A 21,852-nucleotide genomic window follows, 5' to 3' on the forward strand; every position below is an offset into this window, starting at 1 on the left:
GTATCGTTCATGATTGCGCAGCATGGGCAGGTTTTGTTTGACGCTTCCTAACTGCCGGGCGGGTTTGTGACGCGTGCCTGAGGATGGCACAGCGCCAGGGCGGACAGTTGATGGAAAATTAAGCTGAGACCGATGTAAGCTACGCCTGCCTGTTTTGAGTCATTCCATCTTCAATCTGACCTCAAGGCAGGGTGCGAATACCCCACACTGCATTCGATATAACATTGAAACTCACGGTTGTATAAGCAGCCATTACTTCTGTATTGGGTCGTTCGCGGGGCAGGAATGCTGGTGGAGGGGAGATACAGCGTCGCATTTCGGCACTTGAATCGGCTCAAGACCGATCAGCGTGGAGCGATGGCAGTCGAATTTGCCATGATCCTATTTCCCCTCTGCGTCTTGCTCTTTTTTATCATGGAAGTCGCATTGGTCTACTGGATCTCGGCCGCATTGGACAATGGACTCGATGTATCCATGCGGCAGTTCTACGTCCAGGCTGAAGCCAACTCGAAGACACCCATGGAAGGGATCCGCGAAGAATTGTGCCGACAGGTGTCGCCCTTCGTGAAATGCGAAAATCTGAAGGTCGACATCGCTGCCTATGACAGCTTCGGCCGCATCGACAAGACGGGACCGGTCGATGATGCAGCGGGGACGTGGCGCGTGGGTTTCGGCGAACAGCACGGTTGCTTGACGAAAAGCAGCATTGTGGTGGTGCAGGCGGCCTTGGCCCAGCAGACCTTCCAGAACTTCGGCATCGTGAAGAATCGCTTCAAAGATGGCAGCCAGCTGATTCTTTCGACTTCGGTCCTCCAGCTCGACGGCAACACCATCGGCGCCACCGGCTGCTAGGGATGTCGAGAGCGTTCCTCAGGGCAATCCATTGTGCCTGTCGTAAGGGACAGCACAGTCGCGCTCGGTTCGGACGGGCCGAGGATGGCATTGCCATACTCGAATTCGCACTCATTACACCAATTCTGATTCTGCTCTACTTTGGAACGGTCGAGCTGGCCAACGCCATGCGGTATGCGCGCAAGATCGATCTCCTGTCACGAACACTCGGTGACACTTTCTCACAACGGAATACGTCGACACCGGCGGAGGCGGCCGACATTTTCGAAGTCGCCCACATGGTGATGGCACCCTTCGACAGCACCGGTATCTTGATGACCGTCAGCGCGGTGGGGGTGATTGGCGAAGTGGACGGCGCATTGCAGGTCTGCTCGAGCGCATCCGCGCCGAACTCACCGATCCGTGCCCCTGGCAACCAGGCCAACGTCGAAGCCGCCGACCTTCTCCAAACCAAGGGAACGCGCCTCATCCTGGTCGAGATCTCGATGATCTACAAACCCGTGGCTGGCGCTACCATCTTCAAGGATAGCCCAATCGGCTTCACGATGTCGCGAAAGACCCTGTGGCCAGTCCGCTATGGGCGACGATTTTACAGCCAGAGCCCCGAGATCGTCATCGCGAACGGCGCCGCCTGTCCCGACCGCTGAGAGGCGACGCGGTCCACGACGAGACGTCCGTCCTGGGACAATCAAATGGATGGGCCATCAAATGGATGGGCCATGGCACCGCCACGCGGATGTCCTCAAACCGCGCATGGCATTTCGCTTATAACCCAACCTCACTGAGCCTGCCGCATCGGTCAGGCTCAAGTGAGACGGGGAGGACGACCGGCGCCGCGCCGTCGCGCCGGCAGACCGCGATGCGCCATGCTCATCGCGGTCTTGGTGTTACTGCGAGAGTTGCGTATCCGCCGAGCTGGGTCCGACGCCTTTGGGCACCGGTATGTCGGTTGTGCCGTAACGGGCATTCAGCATCAAATCCGGTCCGTCATAAAGATTGATCATGCGCGCGATGATGACCGTGTAGGCGGATTGGTCTGCGACGGGCTTTTTCGAATCGATGATCAGGCGGCCGACGGGAAGATAAATGGTCCCCAGCAGGGTCCGTGCGTTGTCACTGATGATCCGGTACTCGCGCAGAGCCGTGATGCCACCAGGTGCCGACTTCGCCTTTCCTTTTCCACTGGCCGGAAGCAGCGAGAGAAGTCCCGGCGGTGCAAGGCGGTCCTCAAAGAATAGAAGTCCCGCCATGTCACCGTCCTTGGGTGCGGTGAGACTGACGACGCTTTTCTCATCGAACAGAAGGCCACCGCGCATTCCAGTAAAATAGAACCCGGTGTTCACCCCCGTCAGACTTGCGTTTTTGTCAACGACCAAAGGGCCGTTCTTCATGATGTAGATGCCGGGCTTCAGGACGACCTGGGCCCCCTTCGTGATGTGGAGACCACCGCAATAGGTGCCAGGATTCAGGGTCGCAAAACCACTGACGACGTTCACGCCAAAAAGAGGATCGTCGATACCATCGATGAATTTTTTGGGGTCGAGGAAGAACCCCAATGAGATGCAGTTCCCTGAAGGAGGTCCCTGCCTCTCGATGAGCGGGTCGCGTAAGGGCGGGCAGTTGGTGGCGGGGGGCGGCATGAAGATCGCGCTCGATCCGGAGAAGCCGCCCGCTGTGCAGGTTGACAGCGCCTTGGCGACAGCCGCGTTTTCACCTTCGATTCCCGCCGAACTGGTCGAATTCGAATAGAGTGAACAATCGGAAGCGGTGACCCGTGCCGCGCTTTCCAGATGGAAGGCACCCTGTGCGACCGGATCGAGAGCCAGGAGGCAGAGCCGCGTCGTTCCTGCGAGCTTGGCTGTCGAGCGGACCGCGACCTCGGCACTGGGCATGTTGAGGAACTTGCCGAAGGGTAGCGGCACGGTCTCTGAAACCGTAACCTGAACCCCGGAGTGGTTGCCGATCACGACAGCGGTCACTTGCGGTGTTGACCCACCGTTGTTTCGGCCTTGGGCCTTTGCCGTTGTCTCCGCCATTCGGATCGCGCTGGCGTCGTCGGCATTGGCGAGCTTGAACTGGTTCACTCCCGCGATGCTGGCGGTGTCGGCCGCACGCTGCAGCTCGGTCCGTCGCTTCACCAGGCCAGTGTACTCAATCGCGGCTCCGGCGAGACCGATCAGAACGGGCGTCATCAGAGCAAAAAGGACGAGCACCCCGCCGCTCTCTTGAGCGCGAACACGTGAAGCGAACTTAACGGCTTTGCAGACTTTCATGCCACGACGCTAGCGCGCGGACCTGCCTAAAGTCTGAACTTGAATGCCGAAAGTACCTGGAGTCGGCAGATCGCGATCCTAAGGTTAATATAAATGCCGTCCCGCAAGTCAATGGACCGAGACTAAGAGTTGCAACCCGAAGGCTATTCGAGTGATACGCCATGGCATAGGAGAAAAGCCTCTACACACGCTGGGTCGAAATGACTTCCTCGATTCACCTTTAGATGGTTGAGGGCTTCGGTCTTGGTCCAAGCTTTTTTATAGGGCCGTTCCGATGTGAGTGCATCGTAGACATCCGCGACGGCGACGATGCGCCCGGACAGTGGAATGCACTCTCCCTTCAATCCGTTCGGATAACCGGTCCCGTCCCAACGCTCGTGGTGAGTGGCTGCGATCTCCGCCGCCAGCTGAATGAGCGGTGAGCCACTGCCTTCGAGAATGCGGCGGCCACGCTCGGCGTGCTCCTCCATCTCCCGGCGCTCATCGTTTGACAAAAGCCCAGGCTTGAGAAGTATTGAATCGGGAACGCTGATCTTGCCGACGTCGTGCATGGTCGAGGCCAAGCTGAGCTGATCTACCTCATCCGGCGCAAGCCCAAGCGCCTGGCCGATCATCGCAACATACTCCGCAACCCTCACGACGTGATTGCCGGTCTCGGTATCGCGGTGCTCAGCGGCCTTCATCAGCATCATAACGATCTCACGCTCGCGCGCTGCGATCACTGCCGTGGCCGCTTTCACTTCGCGATCGAGCCAGGCCGCACGATCGATCTGGTCCAGGCGTGCCTGGTTCAGTGCGAGGAGATTGGAGACACGGGCTCGGACTTCGACGGCGTCGAACGGCTTGGCGAGAAAGTCCGTGGCACCCGCCGCCAAGGCTTCACGACGCAGGCTTCGCTGATCGAAACTGGTGACCATGACGATGGGAACATGCTGGAAGCCAGGAATGGCACGAGCAGCGCGGATGAAAGCGAGGCCATCCATGCCGGGCATCTCGTAGTCGGAGATGGCGACGCCGATCTGCGCGGCATACTCCCGTACGAAGGCGAGGGCGTCTGAGCCTTGCGTGAAGTCCTGGACCTTGCAGTCAGGCAGGTCACGAAGCGCTTCGCCCATCAGCATGTTGTTCAGCGGGGCATCATCCAGAATGAGCACGAACATGGAAGATACTTACGGTTTCATCGTGAGGGGCAGGCTCGATTTCTAGCGATCAGCCATTGATGGATCACCGCAGAGAACGCGCGATTCGAGAACAGCCGGTGTGCTTAAGCCCATGCGCAAAAATTGATTAACATCCCGATCCTTCCCCGGCTTCACGGACAGGGGGTTGGCTCGCATTCCCCTCGGCTTGCTCGGGCGTGATGTCGCCGAGCGCCGAGTGGATACGCGACCGTTTGTAAGAGCCTTCGCTGCCGGCGAACAGGTCATATCGGACCTCGTCGCGGGTCGCCCATCGTCACCGCTGTTCGCGTTCGACTGTGTGCGAGTTCGACCTCGAGCGTGGGGACAACGCTTTCCATCGGGGCGTCATCGTAGCAGCAGACTGTCCGCCTCATGGAGGGCATCGCCTGCATGATGCGCAGCCGCGGCGCTGATCGTGCCGCTGTTATTGATGACGATGCCTGCACTCGTTGGCAGATTCGTCGTGTCCAGGGCAATCGCAACGGCCGTCGTCTTGGGCGAGCCCACGGAGGTGACGGTAAACCCATCATCCGCACTGCGATTACCGTCTCTGAGCGTGACGGCCGCGGTGAGCGTAGTCGAGATCGAAGTATGGGACACGACGTGTTCCCTGGACGTACCCGCGATGGGGCTTTTGAACGTATTTGTTGAGGGACACCAGATCATAGACAGGCGACGTATTTATCGCCCAAAGCGGTATACAGCGACAACTCATAAAATATCTACTCATGCACAACGAATTAAAGATGACAATTTTATTAATAAAATGAGATCGAGATGACACTCGCCGTCTGCTCAGAGACTGATATTGCCCGCAGTTCTTTTCGCCGATATATGGATAAAATTAAGAATATGTAGATTATAATGTTGCTTGTCGAACACCGTTCTACCATGATGTGTCTTGCACTTTTGCGCTTCGAAAATTGCGATGCCAGTTGATGATGCATGTCATATGACATCGCTTTATCGGCACGTGTAATCCTGGAGCTATGATCCGTAGACATCGGAATATTAATCATTCCTCGAAGCTCCCGATCAGCAACATGCCCCCAAATCGTGTGCCTGCGTGGCTTCAGTTCCGACCGCGAAGCGGCGTCATCGGAAGAGCGCGAGGCCAGCTCCTAGAAAAGCAAACCCGGCCACCAGCAATACCCCAGCGTAAACCTCGAATTTTAATCTTCGTTTTGGATCGACAGTCGAGGCATATGCTAGCAAGAATCCAGAAACGAGACATAGGCCGCCCAATATCGCCACAGTAACTATCCCGACACAGTTAATATCGGGATGATTGCAAGGATCTCTCCGTGTTGGTGCTTCGTCACGGCTTACGTGCCGCTGTCGCCCTCGGCGTGTTCGATGCGGCTCGCGGTATCGACCGGCTGCATCGCTGGCGACGTGGCGTCCTCTCACGGGCTGGTCACGAAGGCGGATGCGGGGTCGTCATGACCGCGACGGTGGGGATTGCCGTCTATGTGGTGGCGCTGTGATCGATATGGCCGTCCTGGCGGTGCACGGTCACGCAGAATCGTGTCGCCACCGGCCGGCACCGTGAGCTTGTGGGGCAAGCTCGGGGCGGGTCCGGCACCGAGCGCAAGCCGGAGACGATCGACGATGCCGTCGAGCCGGGCCGTGCACCAGAAGCGGCGGACGCTCCCGTCAATGATGACGAGGCCAAATAGGACTAGAGAATCGGGACGAGAGAACCGGGACGCGGGCTGGGAGGCATGGCGAGATCTCACTCGACCGAAGCCGAGGCCCATCACCGCGCCTGCACCGAAAATGATTCGGATCCAAAGCCGCACGCCGAAACACTCGCTCTGGAAGATGCACCGAGATCGACCGAACCGATGTCACACGCGCCACCGGCGTCATCGCTTTCGAGCCGATCAGACGAGACTGCGATGTAGCCTCTAAAACCGTCTGCAGACGCCGTCGACGGGGCGGGGATCGCGATCACCGATCTTGCTTTTTCCGTGTTTGGAGGTGGGCGGCGCAGCATGAATTCCGAGATCGATTCGTGCTGCGTCGCGCAAATCATCCCCCGATCACGAATTCGTGATATAAGCAAAAAATCTTGATTGCCATCGTAAATTATAGTCTATCTTCAAAGTGCTGTACAAATTTCGGCCAAATCGAAATATTCGATGAAAACAACACTTGATTGGCATTAGATAGATTGAGCCCGGATTTTGATGATGTATTAGACGCGCACTTTATAATTTGATGTCGCTTTCAACGATCCCTTTTTGTTTTGTACAACGAATGATGCTTTTTTGATCTTTCGTCGGTGATTAGATCGATCAAGACTCTGTTCTCGGGCCGGGGGAGGGTGTCTGGTGACGACGATGGCGCTTCCCCCGACGCTACGATTGTTCCGCCCAGACAAGCCTGCCGTCGCCCTCGGCCTCGCGGTCAACCATCTCATGGTGAAGCCGGCCTTTGCGAATCTGCGGTTCGGTGAATGGTCGCGCATCCTCGTGGGCCAGATCAATCGCGGCCATTACTGCTTTGCCATCGACGAGGCGGGCCAGATCCAAGGCTTCGTCGGCTGGGCACTGACCAATCGTGAGAAGGCGGAGGCTTGGGTCGAGGGCCGACACGCTCTTTCCTACGAGGAGAGCCTGGCGGGCGATTGTCTCGTCTTTAACGCCTGGTCCGCGAATTCGACGCGCGTGCACCGGTTCCTCGTGGACGAGGCACGCAAACTCATCAGCGACAAGCAGACGCTGTACTTCAAGCGTCACTACAAGAACGGCACGTCTCGCCCCGTCCGCCTGTCGGTGAACGATTTCGTCGCCGGGCATATCGACCGCGCCTCGACCGCCGACGATCCATCGCTTCGCGTCCCGACTCCACCGCCCCGTTTCGCGACCGGCGACACGGCCGGCACCTAGCTGCCTGAGGAGGTTCCCATGGTCTCGGTCGTCAACGCCACAGGCAATCCGGATATCGATGGCATCCTCTGGGGATGGAAGACGGACCGGACGAACATCACGTTCTCCTTCCCGACCTCGACGGCCGAATACGGCAGTTACACCACGATCAACGGCTTTCAGGCCTTCGAAGGCGTGCCCGGCGACGATAAGCAGGGGTCGGTGAGGATGATCGTCGGTAACCTGGCGAGCTTCACGAACCTCACCTTCACGGAAACCACGAGCTCCGGTGCCTATCTCAGGTTCGCGCAAGCAACGTCGATCAACTACTCGAACGATGCCACGGTCGCCGGGCATCGCGGGCTGCACACTATCAGCACCGCCGAGGCCAACCCGCCCGAGCTCGCCTACAACGGAAACCCGCCCTATTCACCGGCCTTCGCGCAGGGTGACAGCTGGTACAACCCGAACAATTACGACAATCCCCTGAAGGGTACCTATCAGTACACCGCCGGGCTCATGCACGAGACCGGGCACAATCTCGGGCTCAAGCATGGGCATGCGACCCAGAACGGCCATGGTACGACGTTCCCGATGCTGCCCTCCGATCACAACAGCCAAGAATACTCGGTGATGACCTACAACGACTTCGTGGGCGACACCGACCCGCGGATCAATTCATCCGATCTGCCGACCACCTTCATGCAGGACGACATCGCGGCGCTGCAACTCATGTACGGCGCCAATTACGGCGCCAGCGCCCATAACGGCGATACGACCTACACGTGGAGTGCCACCACGGGCGAGGAAAGCATCGAGGGGACCGGTCAGGGCGCCCCCTGGCGCAATGCCGTCTTCATGACGGTCTGGGACGGCGGCGGCATCGATACCTACGATTTCTCGAATTACACCACCAATCTCAGCGTCGATCTGGCGCCGGGAGGATGGACGATCCTCGACACCAGTAGCAGCCATGCCCAGCGCGCCTATCTCGGCAATGACGGCAGCGGAAGCGGCGACCACTATGCCCGCGGCAACATCGCCAACGCGCTGATCGACCCCACCAACCCCACCGAGGTGGCCTCCCTCATCGAGAACGCCACCGGCGGATCCGGCAACGACACGATCTCGGGCAACGGCGCCGACAACACACTCAAGGGCGGCGGCGGCAACGACACGCTCTACGGGCTCGAGGGCGCCGATACCATTTACGGCGACAGCATTTTCGGCGCGTCGGGCGACGACACGCTCAAGGGCGGAGGAGGCGCCGATACGCTCTATGGCGGCGGCGGCACCGACATGCTGAAGGGCGGCGGCGGGGCGGATACGCTCGATGGCGGCGCGGGCATCGACACTGCGGATTATTCACAATCCGCCGACGGCGTCACGGTCGACCTTACGGACGGGACCGGAAGCGGCGGCGACGCGGACGGCGACACGCTGACCGGCATCGAGAACATTTTCGGCACGACCCTGGCCGATTTCCTCGGCGGTGACGAGGCCGACAATCATCTCGAGGGCAGCAGCGGCGCCGATATCCTCAAGGGAGCAGGCGGAACCGACAACCTCGAGGGCGGCGCCGATGACGACACGCTCAAGGGCGGCGGAGGCGCCGACGTGCTCGACGGCGGCAGCGGCGTGAACACGGCGAGCTATTCGCAATCGAGCATCGGTGTCGTGGTGAACCTGCGTGCCGGCACCGGCACCGGGGGGGATGCGCAGGGCGACACGTACATCAACATCCAGAACCTCACCGGCTCGTCCGGCGACGATGTGCTCGGCGGCATTGCGGGCGCCAACGTGCTCAATGGCCTCGGCGGCAACAACACCGCCGACTATTCCCTTTCCCCGGGTGCCGTCACCATCGACCTCGGCGCCGGTACGGCCTCCGGCGGCGACGCCGCGGGTGACACGCTCATCGACATCCAGAACCTGACCGGATCGATCGGGGCCGACTCCCTGACGGGTGACGCGAAAGCCAATATCCTCAGAGGCGGCGACGGCGCCGACATCCTCAATGGGGCTGGCGGCAAGGACCGCCTGGTGGGGGGCACGGGCGACGATACGATGAGCGGAGGAGCCGACGACGATATCTACTTCGTCGACTCGGCCGCCGATCGCGTGCTCGAAGCCGTCGGCGGCGGAGCCGACCGGGTGTTGACGAGTTTCAGCTACATCCTCGAAGCCGGCCAGGAAATCGAGCGGCTCGAGGTCGCGACCGCCACCAGTGTCAACGCCATCGATCTCACGGGCAATGCGTTCGGCAATACCCTGGTGGGCAATGACGGGTCCAACCGACTGGACGGCATGGGCGGCATCGACACCCTTTCGGGACGAGGCGGCAGCGACACCTACATCGTGGACATCGCGGCCGACAAGGTCGTCGAGGCCATCGGTGACGGCAACGACACGGTCATTGCCGCCGTGAGCTTCGTGCTGGCCGCCGGCCAGGAAATCGAAACCCTGCGGACCACGAACGATACAGGCACGGGGGCCATCGACCTGACGGGCAACGCTTTCGCCAACAAGCTCGTCGGAAACGACGGGGCCAACGTGCTCGATGGCGGCGCCGGTGCGGACAGCCTCTATGGAAAGGGCGGCGACGACACCTTCCTCGTCGATATTTCCTCCGACAAGGTGTTCGAGACCGTCGGCGATGGCAACGACACGGTCAGGGCCTCCGTGAGCTTCGTGCTGGCCGCCGGACAGGAAATCGAAACCCTGCGGACCACGAACGATACGGGCACGGGGGCCATCGACCTGACGGGCAACGCATTCGCCAACAAGCTCGTCGGAAACGACGGGGCAAACGTGCTCGATGGCGGCGCCGGTGCAGACAGCCTCTATGGAAAAGGCGGCGACGACACCTTCTTCGTCGGCCTGTCCTCCGACAAGGTGTTCGAGGCCGTCGGCGATGGCAACGACACGGTCAGGGCCTCGGTGAGCTTCGTGCTGGCCGCCGGCCAGGAAATCGAAGCTCTGCGGACGACCAGCGATACAGGCACGGGGGCCATCGATCTGACGGGCAACGAACGCGTCAACAAGCTCGTCGGAAACGACGGGGCCAACATACTGAGCGGCGGGACTGGTGCGGACAGCCTCTTCGGGAGGGGAGGGGCCGACACGTTCCTCTACAAGCTACTGACGGATAGTACGGTGGCCGGAAGCGGACGCGATACGCTTCAGGATTTCAGCCGTACTCAGGGCGACCGGATCGATCTGCACCTGATCGACGCGGTCGCGGGTGGGAGTGTCAACCAAGCCTTCAAATTCATCGGCGACGACGACTTCACTCAGCGGGCCGGAGAACTGCACGCCGTCGCTTCCGGGGCGAACACCCTCGTCAGTGGCGATGTGGACGGCGACGGCACATCCGATTTCAGCATCCTGCTGAAAAGCACCATCACCCTGCATTCGGCCGATTTCATCCTCTAGCCGGCCGTTCCCGGACTCCGCCCAGCTTTGGTCGGGCGGGGTCGGTCGATGCAGACGAGCGGTCAGCGGTCTTCGCTGACTGCCTCCAAGGCGATAATCCTGCGATCGAGCGCGATCAGCGTATCGACGACCGTGAGCGGGATCGGCTCATGCAATGCAGCACGCTCTGCCAGAGCTTGCCGCTCCCGTTTCAGACGCCTGATGAGTGTGTCAAAACCGATCATGCCATAGATACGCAGGCAGGACGGCAATAGTTTCACATCCTGGAAAACGCTCCGCTCCGGGATGCCCAGCCTCGGCTCGGTCACCCGCATCGAACGGTGTGGCACGCGGCGACAGGAGGCGGGCGAGTGCGTCGATGGCCGGCTGAATCGTCGAGCCTCGTCTTTGCCATCCGGGTTTCGCCCGTCACGGATTCAGGATGGCCGCCAGGGAGAAGATCGCTCGGCGGGGGCAGAGCGGAACCGACCGTTCGTCGACGGTGTTCGTTTCCAAATCGGAGGAAATGAATGTCTGACAGCGCTTTGGCTTCGGTGACCCTACCCTCACTCAGGGCTGCCCGATCGGCAAGAGAACGGCTCGCCCAGGCCGGCTTTGCCCGAAACAGCATCGACATCGAACGTCGTGGCGACGAGTTCGAGGTCTCCATCAGCACCAAGTTGGAGAATTTGGATCGCGCTCAGGATATTCTGTTGGGTAACCCGGTCGTGCAGGATATCCGCGATGCCGGATCGCGTGCGATCGGTGCTTTTCACGACAATCGGCCACTCGCACTCGGTCTCGCGGCAGTGGCAGGCTTCGCGATCTTCCACTTTTCGAAGAGGCGCTGAACCAGAGGCCGGCCGGCGAGCACGCCTCCCGTGCGTTGCGACCGGCCCTCTCGTCGGCACAGCCGACGTCATGGAGAGCCGGGCTGGTTCGGAGGACGGCCTACGCTCCGAGCGCGCCCGGCAGATCGACCGTCCAGGGCTCGTCGAAGCTGACCTCCTCGAGATTCACGCCCGCGCCGGCGCGATCGACCACGAGGAACTCCTGTGGTTCGCCGAACGGGGTCAGCACGCCGTGCCAGATGCCGAGATCGTAGCAGATTCCCTGGCCCGGAGCCGTGACGAAGGCCTGCGGCCGCCCGGGTCGCCCGCCTTCATCGGGGCAGACCACGACGAGGAACGGGGCGGCATTCAGGGGCATGAAAGCCTGTGAGCCGAGAGGATGGCGCTCGACGAGGCTCACACGCAACGGCAGCGCATAAGGCTCGGCTTCGACGAGACCGATCACAACGCGCGCATCCTCGCCGGTGGCGCGTAGCGCCGCGAGGTCGTGGAAACGGCGGGCTTTGCCGGCATTCATCGGACGCGGATCGACGGCCGCCTTGTCGATGACGGCACCGAACGGCGCGAAGGCCTCGGCGGTGAGTGACTGCGCGACGATGTGGCGGCCGGTCATCAGCCCAACCTGTGCGGCGTGAGGGCCGGGTGGCGGTTGACGTCTTTGTAGAGGAGGTAGCGGAAGGGTCCGGGGCCGCCCGCGTAGCAGGCCTGTGGGCAGAAGGCGCGTAGCCACATGAAGTCGCCGGCTTCCACTTCGACCCAATCGCGGTTGAGCCGGTAGACCGCCTTGCCCTCCAGGACGAAGAGCCCGTGTTCCATCACGTGAGTCTCCTCGAAGGGGATCGAGGCGCCGGGCTGGAGGGTCACGATGTTGACGTGCATGTCGTGGCGCACATCGTCGGGCGCGACGAAGCGGGTCGTGGCCCAGACACCGTTCGTGCCGACCATGCCCCGAGGATCGACCTCGGAATCATGGGCGATGAAGGCCGGCGGGACATCGATGCCGGGGACACGCTCGTAGGCCTTGCGAATCCAGTGGAAGCGCGCGGGCTCGTCGCCGCGATTGCGCAGGGTCCAGGCGGCGCCCGGCGGCAAATAGGCATAGCTGCCGGGGCGCAGGTCGTGGGTGGCCCCATCGAGGACGAGGCTGGGATGGCCGCCCACGACGAAGAGAACGCCCTCGGCGCGGGCATCGAGTTCCGGGCGCTCGCTGCCGCCGCCGGGCGCGACCTCCATCAGGTACTGCGCGAACGTCTCCGAGAAGCCCGAGAGCGGCCTGGACAGGATCCAGGCGCGGGTCTCGTCCCAGAACGGAAGCACGCTAGTGACGATATCGCTCATCACGCCCCTCGGAATGACGGCATAGGCTTCCGTGAACACGGCCCGGCCGGTCATCAGCGAGGTCTGGGGCGGAAGGCCGCCACAGGGTGGATTGTAGGAAGAGGCGCTCATGGGCTCGTCTCCGACATCTCAATCATGACCTTCGGGCAGAACCTTCGGGCCGTCATCATCTCGCAGCGTAGCCGACACAGCGCGGATCGTGCCACGGCAAGTTCGGCCCGTCGTCCTGAGGCCACCCGTTCGGGCCGGGCATGGAGATTACGCCTGGGCGGTGGGTCCATCGAGCACCGCGGCCGTGTCGGCCGCAACCTCTCCGTTCAGGACGCGGTGGGCCTGCGCGCGGTCGATGTCGCCCTCCCAGGCGGCGATCACCACGGTCGCCACGCAATTGCCGATGAGGTTGCCGAGGGCGCGGGCGATGCCGACGAACCAGTCGATCGACAACACGAGCACCAAACCGATCACCGGGATCTCTGGCACTGCCGACAACGTCGCCGCCAGGACGACGATGGCCGAACCGGGAACGCCGTGGGCTCCCTTCGAGGTCAGGAGGGCGATCCCGAGGATCAGCAGCAAGTGCCCGAACGACAGGGGCGTGTTGGTCGCCTGTGCGATGAACACCGTGGCGAGCGTCAGGTAGAGGGAGAAGGCATCGAGGTTGAACGAATAGCCCGTCGGGATCACGAGACCGACGGTGGAGTCGCGGATGCCGAGCCGTTCGAGCTTGCGCATCACCTGCGGCAGCACGCTGTCGGAGGAGGCCGTGCCCGCGACCACGATGAGTTCCTCGCGCAGGTAGGCCAGCAACTTCAGGATGCTGAAGCCGGCGGCGCGCAGGATCGCGCCGAGGACGACGAAGACGAAGAACGCGACACCGAAGTAGAACAGCACGACCAGCATTCCGAGCTGCCGGAGCGAGCCGATGCCGTACTTGCCGACGGTGAATGCGACGGCGCCGAGCACGCCGAGCGGTGCGAGCCGTACGATGAACCCGATGATCTTGAACAGGACCGCCGTGATCCGTTCGATGCTCTGCGCCAGGGGCTGCCCGTGCTCGCCCAGCAACGACAATCCCGAGCCGAACAGGACCGCGATGATGAGCACCTGCAGGATGTCGCCCTTGGCGAAGGCATCGACCAGGGTGGTGGGGATGATCTTCATCAGGAAGTCGACGGTACCCGTCACCTGCCCGACGCGATCGGTGTAGCTGGCGATGGCCTTGGCATCGAGGGTGGTCGGATCGACATTCATGCCCGCGCCAGGCGCGAACACGTAGGCGAGGACGATGCCGAGAACGAGCGCGAGCGTCGTGACGGCTTCGAAATAGATCAAGGCCTTGAGACCGACCCGGCCGACCTTGCGCAGATCTCCCGCGCCGACGATGCCGTGCACAACGACACCGAAAACGAGCGGCGCGATCGCCATCTTGATCAGCTTGATGAACGCGTCACCCAAGGGCTTCAGGGCGACGGCGAAATCCGGCCAGACAATTCCGAGGACGATTCCGAGGATGAGGGCCGTGATCACCTGACAGAACAGGGACGCAAAAAAGCGCCGCATGCGAACCACCCTCCGTTTTTTCAGGCCATTCGTCGCTTCGCGTGCCCGGCCCTGATGCATCGGAAGGTTGGCAGACCGGAAACGGGGCGTCCTGCAAAATTTCTCAGGCAAAATTTTTCAGGAGGGAGCACCGCCAACAATCGCGAGACGCACCATTGTTCGGCCATCCATCGGCGTCAAATATATATTTGATCGCCAATAAGACTTTCCTTATATGAATAGCGACTATGGAACTCCGTCACCTCCGCTACTTCGTTGCCGTCGCGGAACGCCTCAGTTTTACCGTGGCGGCGGCGGATCTCGGGGTAGCGCAGCCGCCCTTGAGCCAACAGATCCGAGATCTGGAAGCCGACATCGGAACCCGTCTGTTCGAGCGCACGACCCGCCGCGTGTCGCTCACGCCAGCGGGTGAGGATTTCCTGATCAGGGCGAAGGCGATCCTGCACAATGTGCAGGACGCCGCCGAACGGGCGCAGGCGATAGGCTGCGGCAGCGTCGGTGTGCTCAATGTCGGGTTGACGGGATCAATGCTCGCCGGACCGCTCGGCCGGCTCATCTACAACTTCCAGGCCTCTTTCACCGGCGTGGACATCCAGATCCACGAGATGTCGCCGGACAAGCAGATCGCCGCGCTGAAGTCGGGGCAGACGGATATCAGTTTCCTCCGAACTCCACCGCAGGACCCTGGTCTCGTCAGCGAACTCGCCTGGAAGGAGGGGATCAACGTCGTCCTGCCGAGAGGACACAGAATTCGAACGGACTCGATCGGCCTGAGCCAGCTGAAAGACGAGAGGTTCGTTTTCCTGCGGTTGCGGGACTCCCTCTTCGCCAAGCACATCCTGCAATGCTGCGTCAGCAGCGGGTTTTATCCGAAAATATCTCAGCAGGCCGTCGAGGCAGCCTCGCTCACCAGTCTCGTCGCGGCGGGATTTGGCGTCGCCCTGATCCCGGAATTCGTCTCGAACCTCGCTCACGCGAAGGTCAGCTATCGGCGCGTCATCTCTTCCACCCTGTCGGCGGATGTCCATGCGCTATACCATCTCCGATCCGGACCGATCGCGCATCATTTCTTGGCCAAGATGCGCAGCGATGCGGGAGACTTGGTCGAACAGCTTCGCCTCGGGTGACGTCACGACCTTGCCACGACGGAGGGCGGATGAGCGGAACCGTCCGAGCCGGTGAAGCCACGTGAGGCGTGTGGCGGGCATGATCGATGCGTCCAGGTCGTCAGCAATGGAGAGTGCAAAGGGAACACCCTGGAGGTCCGCGACACTCATAGGTGATTCCTCGCATGGTTAACGAAGTGTTACCGATGCCCGGGTTGGCGCTGGAACTGCCTGAGGGAGCACCGGTGACGCATTACGATAACGGGCACTTGCCGGAGCCCGAAGGTCACTTTGTCGACGTCTACGTTCAGCGCGCGCTCATTGCGTTCTGGGTGCTCGTCGAAGCGATGTGGATCGGCGCGTTAGCGTATGGCGCCGTGCCCGTGATCAAGTGGCTCATCGTCTGATCCGACCCGTCGTGTCGCTTGCTTCGGTCAGGAACCGAGGAATGCGGTCGGACCCGAACATGGTGTTCGCCGCAAGAACGCCGATCCGGCATTCGCCATCGGTTATGGCGGGCTTGCGTTGCGCGGGCGAGATCCGAGCGTACCGGCTACCTCGGAAGGGGCAATTGACCGACGATCCAGCCGATGGCTTTTTCAGATCGTCGCTTCAATTTGCCCGCCTCAACCGGCAACGAGGTGACAGCGGGCTGGGCTTGCTTCATCCGCGCGTCCGGCCCGCACCGAACTTCGGTCGCTGCCGATGTCCGCCGCGATGGCCTCGAGCCCGCGAACGACCGATCCGGTTGACTCGATTACGGTTCGGCAAGCAGCGAAGTCCGTCGGTCCGTATCGGATTTCTTACACGTGACGAACCGCGAAGAAGAACATCTGCCTTCGACGGTGGCCATGAAACCGGCTCACAGGCCGGAGAACCAGTTGTAGCCCTGATCTTCCCAATATCCACCGGGATAGTCGTTGGTGACGGTGATCGCCATGATGTGCTTCGGATTCTTGAAGCCGAGCTTGGTCGGGATGCGCAGCTTGACCGGAAATCCGTATTTCGGCGGCAGAGGTGCGCCCGCGTAATCCAGGGCGAGGATCGTCTGAGGATGGAGCGCGCTCGCCATGTCGATGCTCGTCCAGTAATCGTCGCCGCAGGCGAACCGGACGTAGCGGGCTCTGGTATCGGCCCCGATCCGTTCGAGGAACGTGCGGAACGGGACCCCCGACCATTGCCCGATGGCGCTCCAGCCCTCGACGCAGACATGGCGGGTGATCTGCCCTTCCTGCGGCAGAGCCCTCAGGCGATCGAGCGTCCAGGGCGTCTTGTCGGAGACGAGCCCGGCGAGTTCGAGCTTCCAGGTAGAGCCGTCGATGACCCGGATCTTGCTCGCCGGATAATAGGCGTTGAACGGGAAGTCCGGCGTGATGTCCGAGACCCCGAAGGTCGGCGCAAGGCGGGTGCCACCGAAGAGGGCGCCCTGAAACCTGTCGTTCAGGCGGGAGATCCCGCCGAGGATGCTGTCCACCTGCGGATTGTCCGTGAGATCGCAACCGCCCAGTGCGAGACCGGCGGCCGCGGTGAGACCGCCACGGAGGAACAGGCGCCTGTCGGGCTGGATCAGGCGCGCCTCGGAGTTCGCGAGATCCGTGCGCGGGCGGCGGAGGAACCGGTCGAAGGTCTTCATGGCTTCACCACGCTATGGCGGCCGAGATGGATCTCGCGACCGACGATCATCGTCGGCAGCGTCCGAGGGACCAGGAGCACGAGGGCGAGGTGCACCGCCACGAAGCCCGCGATGCCGGCCATGGCGAGGAAATGGACGATCCGCGCCATATCGTAGCCGCCCATGAGGGCCGTGAGCGGGGCGAGCTGGACAGGCTTCCAGATCGCGAGACCGGACAGCACGATGACGATTCCAATGAGCAGGACCACGACGTAGAGCAGTCGCTGCACGGCATTGTAGACTCCAGGGTCGTGGGGAAGCCGGAACTTCAGGGCCGCAACGAAGTCGTGCACGATCTCCCTCGGCCGCAGGGGTGTGAGGCGCCGGCGCAGATGGCCGGAGGCGAACCCATAGGTAAGGTAGGCGAGGCCATTGGCGACCAGGAGCCACATGGCGGCGAAGTGCCATTGCAGGGCCCCTCCGAGCCAACCGCCGAGCGTGATCGCCTTCGGGAAAGCCCAATCGCCGAAGATCGGCGAGGCGTTGTAGATGCGCCAACCGCTGGTGATCATGATCAGCATGGCCAGCGCGTTCACCCAATGGGTGATCCGCACGAAGAGGGGGTGAATCGGGCGCTCGGCCCGCGGTGAAGCGGAGGACATCGGAGCATTCCTGATGGTTGCCCCGGACCTCGGGCAGGATGGCGGCCGACCGGTGCCGGGGCTGTCCGATACGGTTCGTCGTTGCAGCGACTTGGTTACGGACCGCGCTGCATTCTCACCGCGGCGACACCTTGCGAAAGCACCGCTCTGTGCGTGCCATCGAACCGGTGACGGCCCTGCGGCTCTATGATGTCGAACCCAGTGAAAGACCGGCGCGAGGAGCGGGCGACCTGGATGGGCCACCCGCACCGCGCGCTCATGTCGACGCGATTATTTCTTCATCGAGTCCTTCGACATCGAATCCTTGGACATGGAATCCTTGGCCATGCCGTCCTTGGACATGGAATCCTTCTTCATCGAATCCTTGGCCATGGAATCCTTCGCCATGCCGTCCTTCGCCATGCCGTCCTTGGACATCGAATCCTTCGACATGCTGTCCTTCGACATGGAATCGGCCGCGAAGACCGGGGTCGCCGTGACAGCCGTGGCGAGGACGAGGGCGGAGGCGATGCGCAGGAGCGTGCTCATGGAGATGATCCTTCGTAAGTGTGCCGGGACTAGCAGTGGCACTGCCATGAGTTTCGCCCGGGCGTCCGCGGCGGTTACGCGTCAGGGGGAAATTTTCATCGTCGTCGGGCGTTCGATGGAATGTTCTGCCCGCATCAGGGCCGCCCGCAATGTTGCCGGCGCGAGCAGTTCCGGCAGCGCCTCTCCGTCCGGGGTTCCAGGCCCGTAGACGACCACGAGGGGAATTCCGAAGCGCCCGAAGCGGCGCAGGAACGAGAGGATCGCGGGATCGGCCTGGGTCCAGTCCGCTCGCATGGCGAACAGATCCTGGGCCGACAGGCGGGCGCGGATGTCGGCCCGGTCGAAAGTCGTCAGTTCGTTGAGCCGGCAGGTCAGGCACCATGCCGCCGTCACATCGACGACCACGACCCGCCCCTCCGCCACCAGACCCGGGATCGTGTCGGGCGCGAAGGCGCGCCATGACCCATCCGCCGTTCGAACCGGGGAAGCCGCGCCGAAAGCGACGGGTATGAGCATGAGGGCAAGGAGCGCCGCCACGAGGCTCCGGCGCCGGCCGACATCCCTCTCCCGTCGGCTCAGGGCGAGCCATCCGAGAAGGAGAGTCAGGATCGCTGCCGTTCCGATCGCCCGCGGGAGGCCGACCACGTCGCCGAGGACGGTGAGGAGCCAGAGAGTCGTTCCGAGCAGCAGCAGGCCGAGGCCCGTCCGAAGCAGGGTCATCCAGGCCCCCGGTCGCGGCAGGAACCGGGTCCATCCCGGTTTCACTGCCAGCAGGAGAAAGGGAAGCGCCATGCCGATGCCCAAAGCGGCGAAGACGGCCAGGATTTCCGGGGTCCCACGAGTCAGTGCGAAGCCGACGGCGCTGCCGACGAACGGAGCGGAACAGGGCGTGGCCAGAAGCGTGGCGAAGGCGCCGGTGAGAAAGGCTTCCGAATGACGTCCGGCACCGGGCAGGGAACCGAGGGCGGCAAAGGAGCGGGGCAGACCGATCGCCACCCACTCGAACAGGCTCGCCGCGAACAAGGTCGTCAGCAAGGCCATTCCGGCGAGGAACCAGGGGGACTGGAACTGGATGCCCCAGCCGATGCTCGCCCCCGACGCCTTCAGACCGATGAGAGCTGTGGCGATCAGGAGGAAGGAAGCGAGGATCCCGGCGGCCGTCGCGAGGAGCCCGCTTCGGATTGCGGCCCGACCCGCTCCGGCAGACTTCGTCAACGCGAAGGCCTTCAAGGACAGGACCGGCAGGACGCAGGGCATCGCGTTGAGGATGAAGCCTCCGAGCAGGGCCGTGGCGAGGATCGCAAGAAAGTCGCCCCACCCGACCTCGGCCGGCGGTGGAACCACGTGTTCGGCGCTGCGGAGGCCATCGACCAGGGTCACATGCAGGGCGGCATCTGCGACGCCCGGAGGTAGGTCGAGCTCGAAACGAGCCTCGTGCCCCCCGTTCGAGAGGGTGATCGTGGGCTGAGCGGTGACGGCCCCCTTCGGCCCCTCGACGAACAGATCGGGCGCGACGAAGGCTCGACCCTCGTCGATCACGCGCAGCACCAGCCGCTGATCGTGTGGCGGCCCTTCGCGCGTCTGCTCCGCGATCGCGAAGCCGGCGGCTTCGGGTGAGCCCGGAACCCGGCCACGCGCCGTCACGATCGGCCCCGCCTCGGCCGAGGCGCGTTCGACACCCGCCGGCAGCGCGAGATCGAGGGTCGCGCGATAGGGCACGCAGACCTCGCCGCAGACCGCGTGAACGAGGCGCAAGCGAAGATGTGCGGCTCCGTCCCCCCGGTGCGCGAAGCGGAGGGGCAGGATCACCCCGGACTCGTACACGAAGGTCTGGAGATCACCGACGGTGAGACGTCGCGGTGCGGGCCAATCGATGGATTCGAGGACGAGCCCGTCGGATCCGCTCCAGTCGAAGGTCGGGGCGAGGCCGGCATCGCCCGGGCTGCGCCACGCCCCATGCCACCCGTCGCCGAAGCGGAACTCGAGGCCCGCCTCAAGCTGTGATCCCGCGCTCACGGAATCCGTGGCCGTGATGAGCCGTACCGACGCCCTGGCGTCACCGATCCAGGCGCTGGCGGCCGCTCGCGCCGGGCCAGCCCCCGCGAGGAAGATCGCGAGGTACGCGAACACGCTTCGCAGCACGGGACCGATCATCGCCGCCCTCAGGGTTTCGCGCGCAGCAGGCGCCGGCCGAGGCCCGCACCGGCACCGGAGAGCAAGGCCACCGCGAGCGCATGCAGGGCGAGATCGTTCAAGGCCATGGCGAAGGGGTGGAAAAGGCCGAGGATCGAGGCCGCGGCCGACGCAGCCGCGAGACCCGCGAGACCTCCGCTCAAGGACGGATGGAGGGCATATCCCCCCTTCATGCTCGCCGCGAGCAGAAGCGCGAAGGGGATGCCGAATCCGAGGATGAACCCGACGCATGCGCAGGCCTCCGACAGGGAAATCGGCACTCCGTGGTCCATGCCTGCCCCGGAAACACTCGCCCCGATCCAGAGCGCGAGGCTTGGCAGGGGCAGCAAGGCCCAGCGAGGATCGCGGTCGGGAAGCGTCGCGAGGACCGCCGCGGCCGCAGCAGCGACGGCGGTCGCGATCGAACCGACCGCCGCCAGGACCAGGGCCGGGTCGACGGCGTGGCGTGCGAGCGTGCCGCGCAGGTCGGCGACGGCGGCGAGCCCAGCACCGGGCAGGCCCACGACGAGGAGCCAGCCCAGAATGCGTCGGACCGGAGAGCCGAAGCTCGGGACCGGGAGGAGCCCGCGGGCCAGCCTGTCGATCAGGCGCGCGTGAGGAGAGCCGGAGGCGATCGGCACCTTGTCCCAGAGGGCCATGTCTCAGGCTCCCGGCGTCAGGCGTGCGGCCCCGAGGATGCGGCCGTCCGGTTGCTGCACGATGACGGCGACGTCCTGCCCGGCCGGAATCGCCTCGCTGAGCTGCAGGGGCTCGCCGGACCATGTGCCGATGGTGCGCAGCGAGCGCACGACATTGGCCTGCGCGATGGTCCGTCCACTGTTCTCGCCCCGTGCCACGGGGGTACGCAGGGATCGGTCGAAGCCGACGAGGATCACCTGGGCGCTGCCCTTGCCGGACCCGACCTTCACGCTGAGGCGACCATTCCGGCGCGACACGGCGACGTCCGTCTCCGAGCCTATCTCGGCCTTGGCCTGCGCCACCGCCGAGGCGGCTTCGGCGCGGCGCGAGCCTACGACGCTCCGGCGTCCGTCGATCACGAGCTGCGGGGTGAAATTGCCCTGGCCGAGGCGCCCGGCATAGGTCGCCTGCCGATCCGTCGCCCCTTGAAAGGACGCGGTGTCCTTCCAGCCGAGATCGTCCCAGTACGTGACATGGAATCCGAGGGGCAGAAGGTCGGCCCGCCCGGCGAGTTCACCGAGCAACGCCTCTGCGGGCGGGCATGACGAGCATCCCTGCGATGTGAAGAGCTCGACCACCACGGGCCTTGCCTGCGCACCGGCGGGCGACAGCGCGACCGGGAACAGGGCGACGAGGATGGGAATGAGGCGGGACGACATGGCGTGCTCCGAAACGATGGCGGGATACCCGTCATTCGTCGGAGACGCGGCTTGGTTACAGGCAATCGATGC

At 63.1% G+C, this 21,852-nt stretch carries 21 protein-coding genes and 1 pseudogene; 8 read left to right on the top strand and 14 right to left on the bottom strand.

What is annotated here, in order from left to right; genetic code table 11:
- Positions 1-285 precede the first annotated feature (285 nt).
- Positions 286-852: a TadE/TadG family type IV pilus assembly protein gene (locus A3OK_RS0103705; RefSeq protein ID WP_081631152.1), complete on the top strand. Its 567-nt coding sequence runs from the start codon at positions 286-288 to the stop codon at positions 850-852.
- A gap of 2 nt (positions 853-854) precedes the next feature.
- A complete protein-coding gene (locus A3OK_RS0103710) occupies positions 855-1,499 on the top strand; it encodes a TadE/TadG family type IV pilus assembly protein (protein WP_081631153.1) in 645 nt (214 codons plus the stop codon).
- Positions 1,500-1,739: 240 nt separating this feature from the next.
- Here A3OK_RS0103710 and A3OK_RS0103715 read toward each other — a convergent pair whose 3' ends face one another.
- The 4 genes and pseudogenes from A3OK_RS0103715 to A3OK_RS0103725 form a co-directional block, all read right to left on the bottom strand.
- The gene (locus A3OK_RS0103715) at positions 1,740-3,065 is read right to left on the bottom strand and encodes a pilus assembly protein TadG-related protein (protein WP_019903585.1); all 1,326 of its coding nucleotides are present in this window, start codon (positions 3,063-3,065) and stop codon (positions 1,740-1,742) included.
- A 203-nt stretch (positions 3,066-3,268) separates the two neighbouring features.
- Entirely contained in the window at positions 3,269-4,285 is a 1,017-nt protein-coding gene (locus A3OK_RS0103720) for an HD domain-containing phosphohydrolase (protein ID WP_019903586.1), read from the bottom strand.
- A 127-nt stretch (positions 4,286-4,412) separates the two neighbouring features.
- Positions 4,413-4,710 (bottom strand): annotated as a pseudogene (locus A3OK_RS24505) (hypothetical protein); the annotation flags it as partial.
- On the bottom strand, positions 4,652-4,906 hold the full coding sequence (locus tag A3OK_RS0103725; RefSeq protein WP_155911937.1) for a hypothetical protein: 255 nt from the start codon (positions 4,904-4,906) through the stop codon (positions 4,652-4,654). The gene A3OK_RS0103725 and the pseudogene A3OK_RS24505, both read right to left, overlap by 59 nt.
- A 704-nt stretch (positions 4,907-5,610) precedes the next feature.
- Between A3OK_RS0103725 and A3OK_RS23865 the strand changes: the two genes are divergently transcribed.
- The 3 genes from A3OK_RS23865 to A3OK_RS0103735 all read left to right on the top strand — a co-directional run bounded on the left by A3OK_RS23865 (position 5,611) and on the right by A3OK_RS0103735 (position 10,614).
- Entirely contained in the window at positions 5,611-5,793 is a 183-nt protein-coding gene (locus A3OK_RS23865) for a hypothetical protein (protein ID WP_155911938.1), read from the top strand.
- Between the two features lie 858 nt (positions 5,794-6,651).
- Positions 6,652-7,200, top strand: coding sequence for a toxin-activating lysine-acyltransferase (locus tag A3OK_RS0103730; protein WP_155911939.1), 549 nt, complete (start codon positions 6,652-6,654; stop codon positions 7,198-7,200).
- Between the two features lie 18 nt (positions 7,201-7,218).
- The gene (locus A3OK_RS0103735; RefSeq protein WP_019903589.1) at positions 7,219-10,614 is read left to right on the top strand and encodes a M10 family metallopeptidase C-terminal domain-containing protein; all 3,396 of its coding nucleotides are present in this window, start codon (positions 7,219-7,221) and stop codon (positions 10,612-10,614) included.
- 62 nt (positions 10,615-10,676) lie between these two features.
- Here the strand turns inward: A3OK_RS0103735 and A3OK_RS0103740 are convergent, their stop codons facing one another.
- On the bottom strand, positions 10,677-10,928 hold the full coding sequence (locus A3OK_RS0103740; RefSeq protein WP_155911940.1) for a hypothetical protein: 252 nt from the start codon (positions 10,926-10,928) through the stop codon (positions 10,677-10,679).
- Between the two features lie 195 nt (positions 10,929-11,123).
- Here A3OK_RS0103740 and A3OK_RS0103750 point away from each other — a divergent pair, with 195 nt between their 5' ends.
- Positions 11,124-11,444, top strand: a complete 321-nt coding sequence (locus A3OK_RS0103750) for a hypothetical protein (protein ID WP_026596902.1) — start codon at positions 11,124-11,126, stop codon at positions 11,442-11,444.
- Positions 11,445-11,544: 100 nt separating this feature from the next.
- Here A3OK_RS0103750 and A3OK_RS0103755 read toward each other — a convergent pair whose 3' ends face one another.
- From A3OK_RS0103755 to A3OK_RS0103765, 3 genes are all read right to left on the bottom strand, one after another.
- On the bottom strand, positions 11,545-12,057 hold the full coding sequence (locus A3OK_RS0103755; RefSeq protein WP_019903592.1) for an ureidoglycolate lyase: 513 nt from the start codon (positions 12,055-12,057) through the stop codon (positions 11,545-11,547).
- The gene (locus A3OK_RS0103760; RefSeq protein WP_019903593.1) at positions 12,057-12,893 is read right to left on the bottom strand and encodes a bifunctional allantoicase/(S)-ureidoglycine aminohydrolase; all 837 of its coding nucleotides are present in this window, start codon (positions 12,891-12,893) and stop codon (positions 12,057-12,059) included. The genes A3OK_RS0103755 and A3OK_RS0103760 overlap by 1 nt, the downstream gene beginning before the upstream one ends.
- A gap of 147 nt (positions 12,894-13,040) precedes the next feature.
- A complete protein-coding gene (locus A3OK_RS0103765; protein ID WP_019903594.1) occupies positions 13,041-14,342 on the bottom strand; it encodes a dicarboxylate/amino acid:cation symporter in 1,302 nt (433 codons plus the stop codon).
- A 227-nt stretch (positions 14,343-14,569) separates the two neighbouring features.
- Here A3OK_RS0103765 and A3OK_RS0103770 point away from each other — a divergent pair, with 227 nt between their 5' ends.
- Entirely contained in the window at positions 14,570-15,469 is a 900-nt protein-coding gene (locus tag A3OK_RS0103770) for a LysR family transcriptional regulator (RefSeq protein ID WP_019903595.1), read from the top strand.
- Between the two features lie 164 nt (positions 15,470-15,633).
- Positions 15,634-15,855: a hypothetical protein gene (locus A3OK_RS0103775; RefSeq protein ID WP_155911941.1), complete on the top strand. Its 222-nt coding sequence runs from the start codon at positions 15,634-15,636 to the stop codon at positions 15,853-15,855.
- Positions 15,856-16,310: 455 nt separating this feature from the next.
- Here the strand turns inward: A3OK_RS0103775 and A3OK_RS0103780 are convergent, their stop codons facing one another.
- The 6 genes from A3OK_RS0103780 to A3OK_RS0103805 all read right to left on the bottom strand — a co-directional run bounded on the left by A3OK_RS0103780 (position 16,311) and on the right by A3OK_RS0103805 (position 21,780).
- Complete coding sequence (locus tag A3OK_RS0103780; RefSeq protein WP_019903597.1) at positions 16,311-17,081, bottom strand: molybdopterin-dependent oxidoreductase; 771 nt, start codon at positions 17,079-17,081, stop codon at positions 16,311-16,313.
- Complete coding sequence (locus A3OK_RS0103785; RefSeq protein WP_019903598.1) at positions 17,078-17,722, bottom strand: cytochrome b/b6 domain-containing protein; 645 nt, start codon at positions 17,720-17,722, stop codon at positions 17,078-17,080. The genes A3OK_RS0103780 and A3OK_RS0103785 overlap by 4 nt, the downstream gene beginning before the upstream one ends.
- 270 nt (positions 17,723-17,992) lie before the next feature.
- The gene (locus tag A3OK_RS0103790) at positions 17,993-18,250 is read right to left on the bottom strand and encodes a pentapeptide MXKDX repeat protein (protein ID WP_019903599.1); all 258 of its coding nucleotides are present in this window, start codon (positions 18,248-18,250) and stop codon (positions 17,993-17,995) included.
- An 81-nt stretch (positions 18,251-18,331) separates the two neighbouring features.
- Entirely contained in the window at positions 18,332-20,404 is a 2,073-nt protein-coding gene (locus A3OK_RS22320) for a protein-disulfide reductase DsbD domain-containing protein (protein ID WP_019903600.1), read from the bottom strand.
- Between the two features lie 8 nt (positions 20,405-20,412).
- Positions 20,413-21,081 carry an NrsF family protein gene (locus A3OK_RS0103800; protein WP_019903601.1) on the bottom strand — a complete coding sequence of 223 codons (669 nt, stop codon included), beginning with the start codon at positions 21,079-21,081 and terminating at the stop codon, positions 20,413-20,415.
- A 3-nt stretch (positions 21,082-21,084) separates the two neighbouring features.
- Positions 21,085-21,780: a DUF1223 domain-containing protein gene (locus A3OK_RS0103805; RefSeq protein ID WP_019903602.1), complete on the bottom strand. Its 696-nt coding sequence runs from the start codon at positions 21,778-21,780 to the stop codon at positions 21,085-21,087.
- Positions 21,781-21,852: the final 72 nt, after the last annotated feature.

Origin of the sequence: Methylobacterium sp. 77 (genome assembly GCF_000372825.1) — a bacterium.
Classification (GTDB): Bacteria; Pseudomonadota; Alphaproteobacteria; order Rhizobiales; family Beijerinckiaceae; genus Methylobacterium.

Bases quoted from the DNA above. Each gene is read 5' to 3' on its own strand.
- A3OK_RS0103705 (WP_081631152.1), top strand. From the start codon at position 286: ATGCTGGTGGAGGGGAGATACAGCGTCGCATTTCGGCACTTGAATCGG.
- A3OK_RS0103710 (WP_081631153.1), top strand. From the start codon at position 855: ATGTCGAGAGCGTTCCTCAGGGCAATCCATTGTGCCTGTCGTAAGGGA.
- A3OK_RS0103720 (WP_019903586.1), bottom strand. From the start codon at position 4,285: ATGTTCGTGCTCATTCTGGATGATGCCCCGCTGAACAACATGCTGATG.
- A3OK_RS0103730 (WP_155911939.1), top strand. From the start codon at position 6,652: ATGGCGCTTCCCCCGACGCTACGATTGTTCCGCCCAGACAAGCCTGCC.
- A3OK_RS0103735 (WP_019903589.1), top strand. From the start codon at position 7,219: ATGGTCTCGGTCGTCAACGCCACAGGCAATCCGGATATCGATGGCATC.
- A3OK_RS0103740 (WP_155911940.1), bottom strand. From the start codon at position 10,928: ATGCGGGTGACCGAGCCGAGGCTGGGCATCCCGGAGCGGAGCGTTTTC.
- A3OK_RS0103750 (WP_026596902.1), top strand. From the start codon at position 11,124: ATGTCTGACAGCGCTTTGGCTTCGGTGACCCTACCCTCACTCAGGGCT.
- A3OK_RS0103755 (WP_019903592.1), bottom strand. From the start codon at position 12,057: ATGACCGGCCGCCACATCGTCGCGCAGTCACTCACCGCCGAGGCCTTC.
- A3OK_RS0103760 (WP_019903593.1), bottom strand. From the start codon at position 12,893: ATGAGCGCCTCTTCCTACAATCCACCCTGTGGCGGCCTTCCGCCCCAG.
- A3OK_RS0103765 (WP_019903594.1), bottom strand. From the start codon at position 14,342: ATGCGGCGCTTTTTTGCGTCCCTGTTCTGTCAGGTGATCACGGCCCTC.
- A3OK_RS0103770 (WP_019903595.1), top strand. From the start codon at position 14,570: ATGGAACTCCGTCACCTCCGCTACTTCGTTGCCGTCGCGGAACGCCTC.
- A3OK_RS0103775 (WP_155911941.1), top strand. From the start codon at position 15,634: ATGGTTAACGAAGTGTTACCGATGCCCGGGTTGGCGCTGGAACTGCCT.
- A3OK_RS0103780 (WP_019903597.1), bottom strand. From the start codon at position 17,081: ATGAAGACCTTCGACCGGTTCCTCCGCCGCCCGCGCACGGATCTCGCG.
- A3OK_RS0103785 (WP_019903598.1), bottom strand. From the start codon at position 17,722: ATGTCCTCCGCTTCACCGCGGGCCGAGCGCCCGATTCACCCCCTCTTC.
- A3OK_RS0103790 (WP_019903599.1), bottom strand. From the start codon at position 18,250: ATGAGCACGCTCCTGCGCATCGCCTCCGCCCTCGTCCTCGCCACGGCT.
- A3OK_RS22320 (WP_019903600.1), bottom strand. From the start codon at position 20,404: ATGATCGGTCCCGTGCTGCGAAGCGTGTTCGCGTACCTCGCGATCTTC.
- A3OK_RS0103800 (WP_019903601.1), bottom strand. From the start codon at position 21,081: ATGGCCCTCTGGGACAAGGTGCCGATCGCCTCCGGCTCTCCTCACGCG.
- A3OK_RS0103805 (WP_019903602.1), bottom strand. From the start codon at position 21,780: ATGTCGTCCCGCCTCATTCCCATCCTCGTCGCCCTGTTCCCGGTCGCG.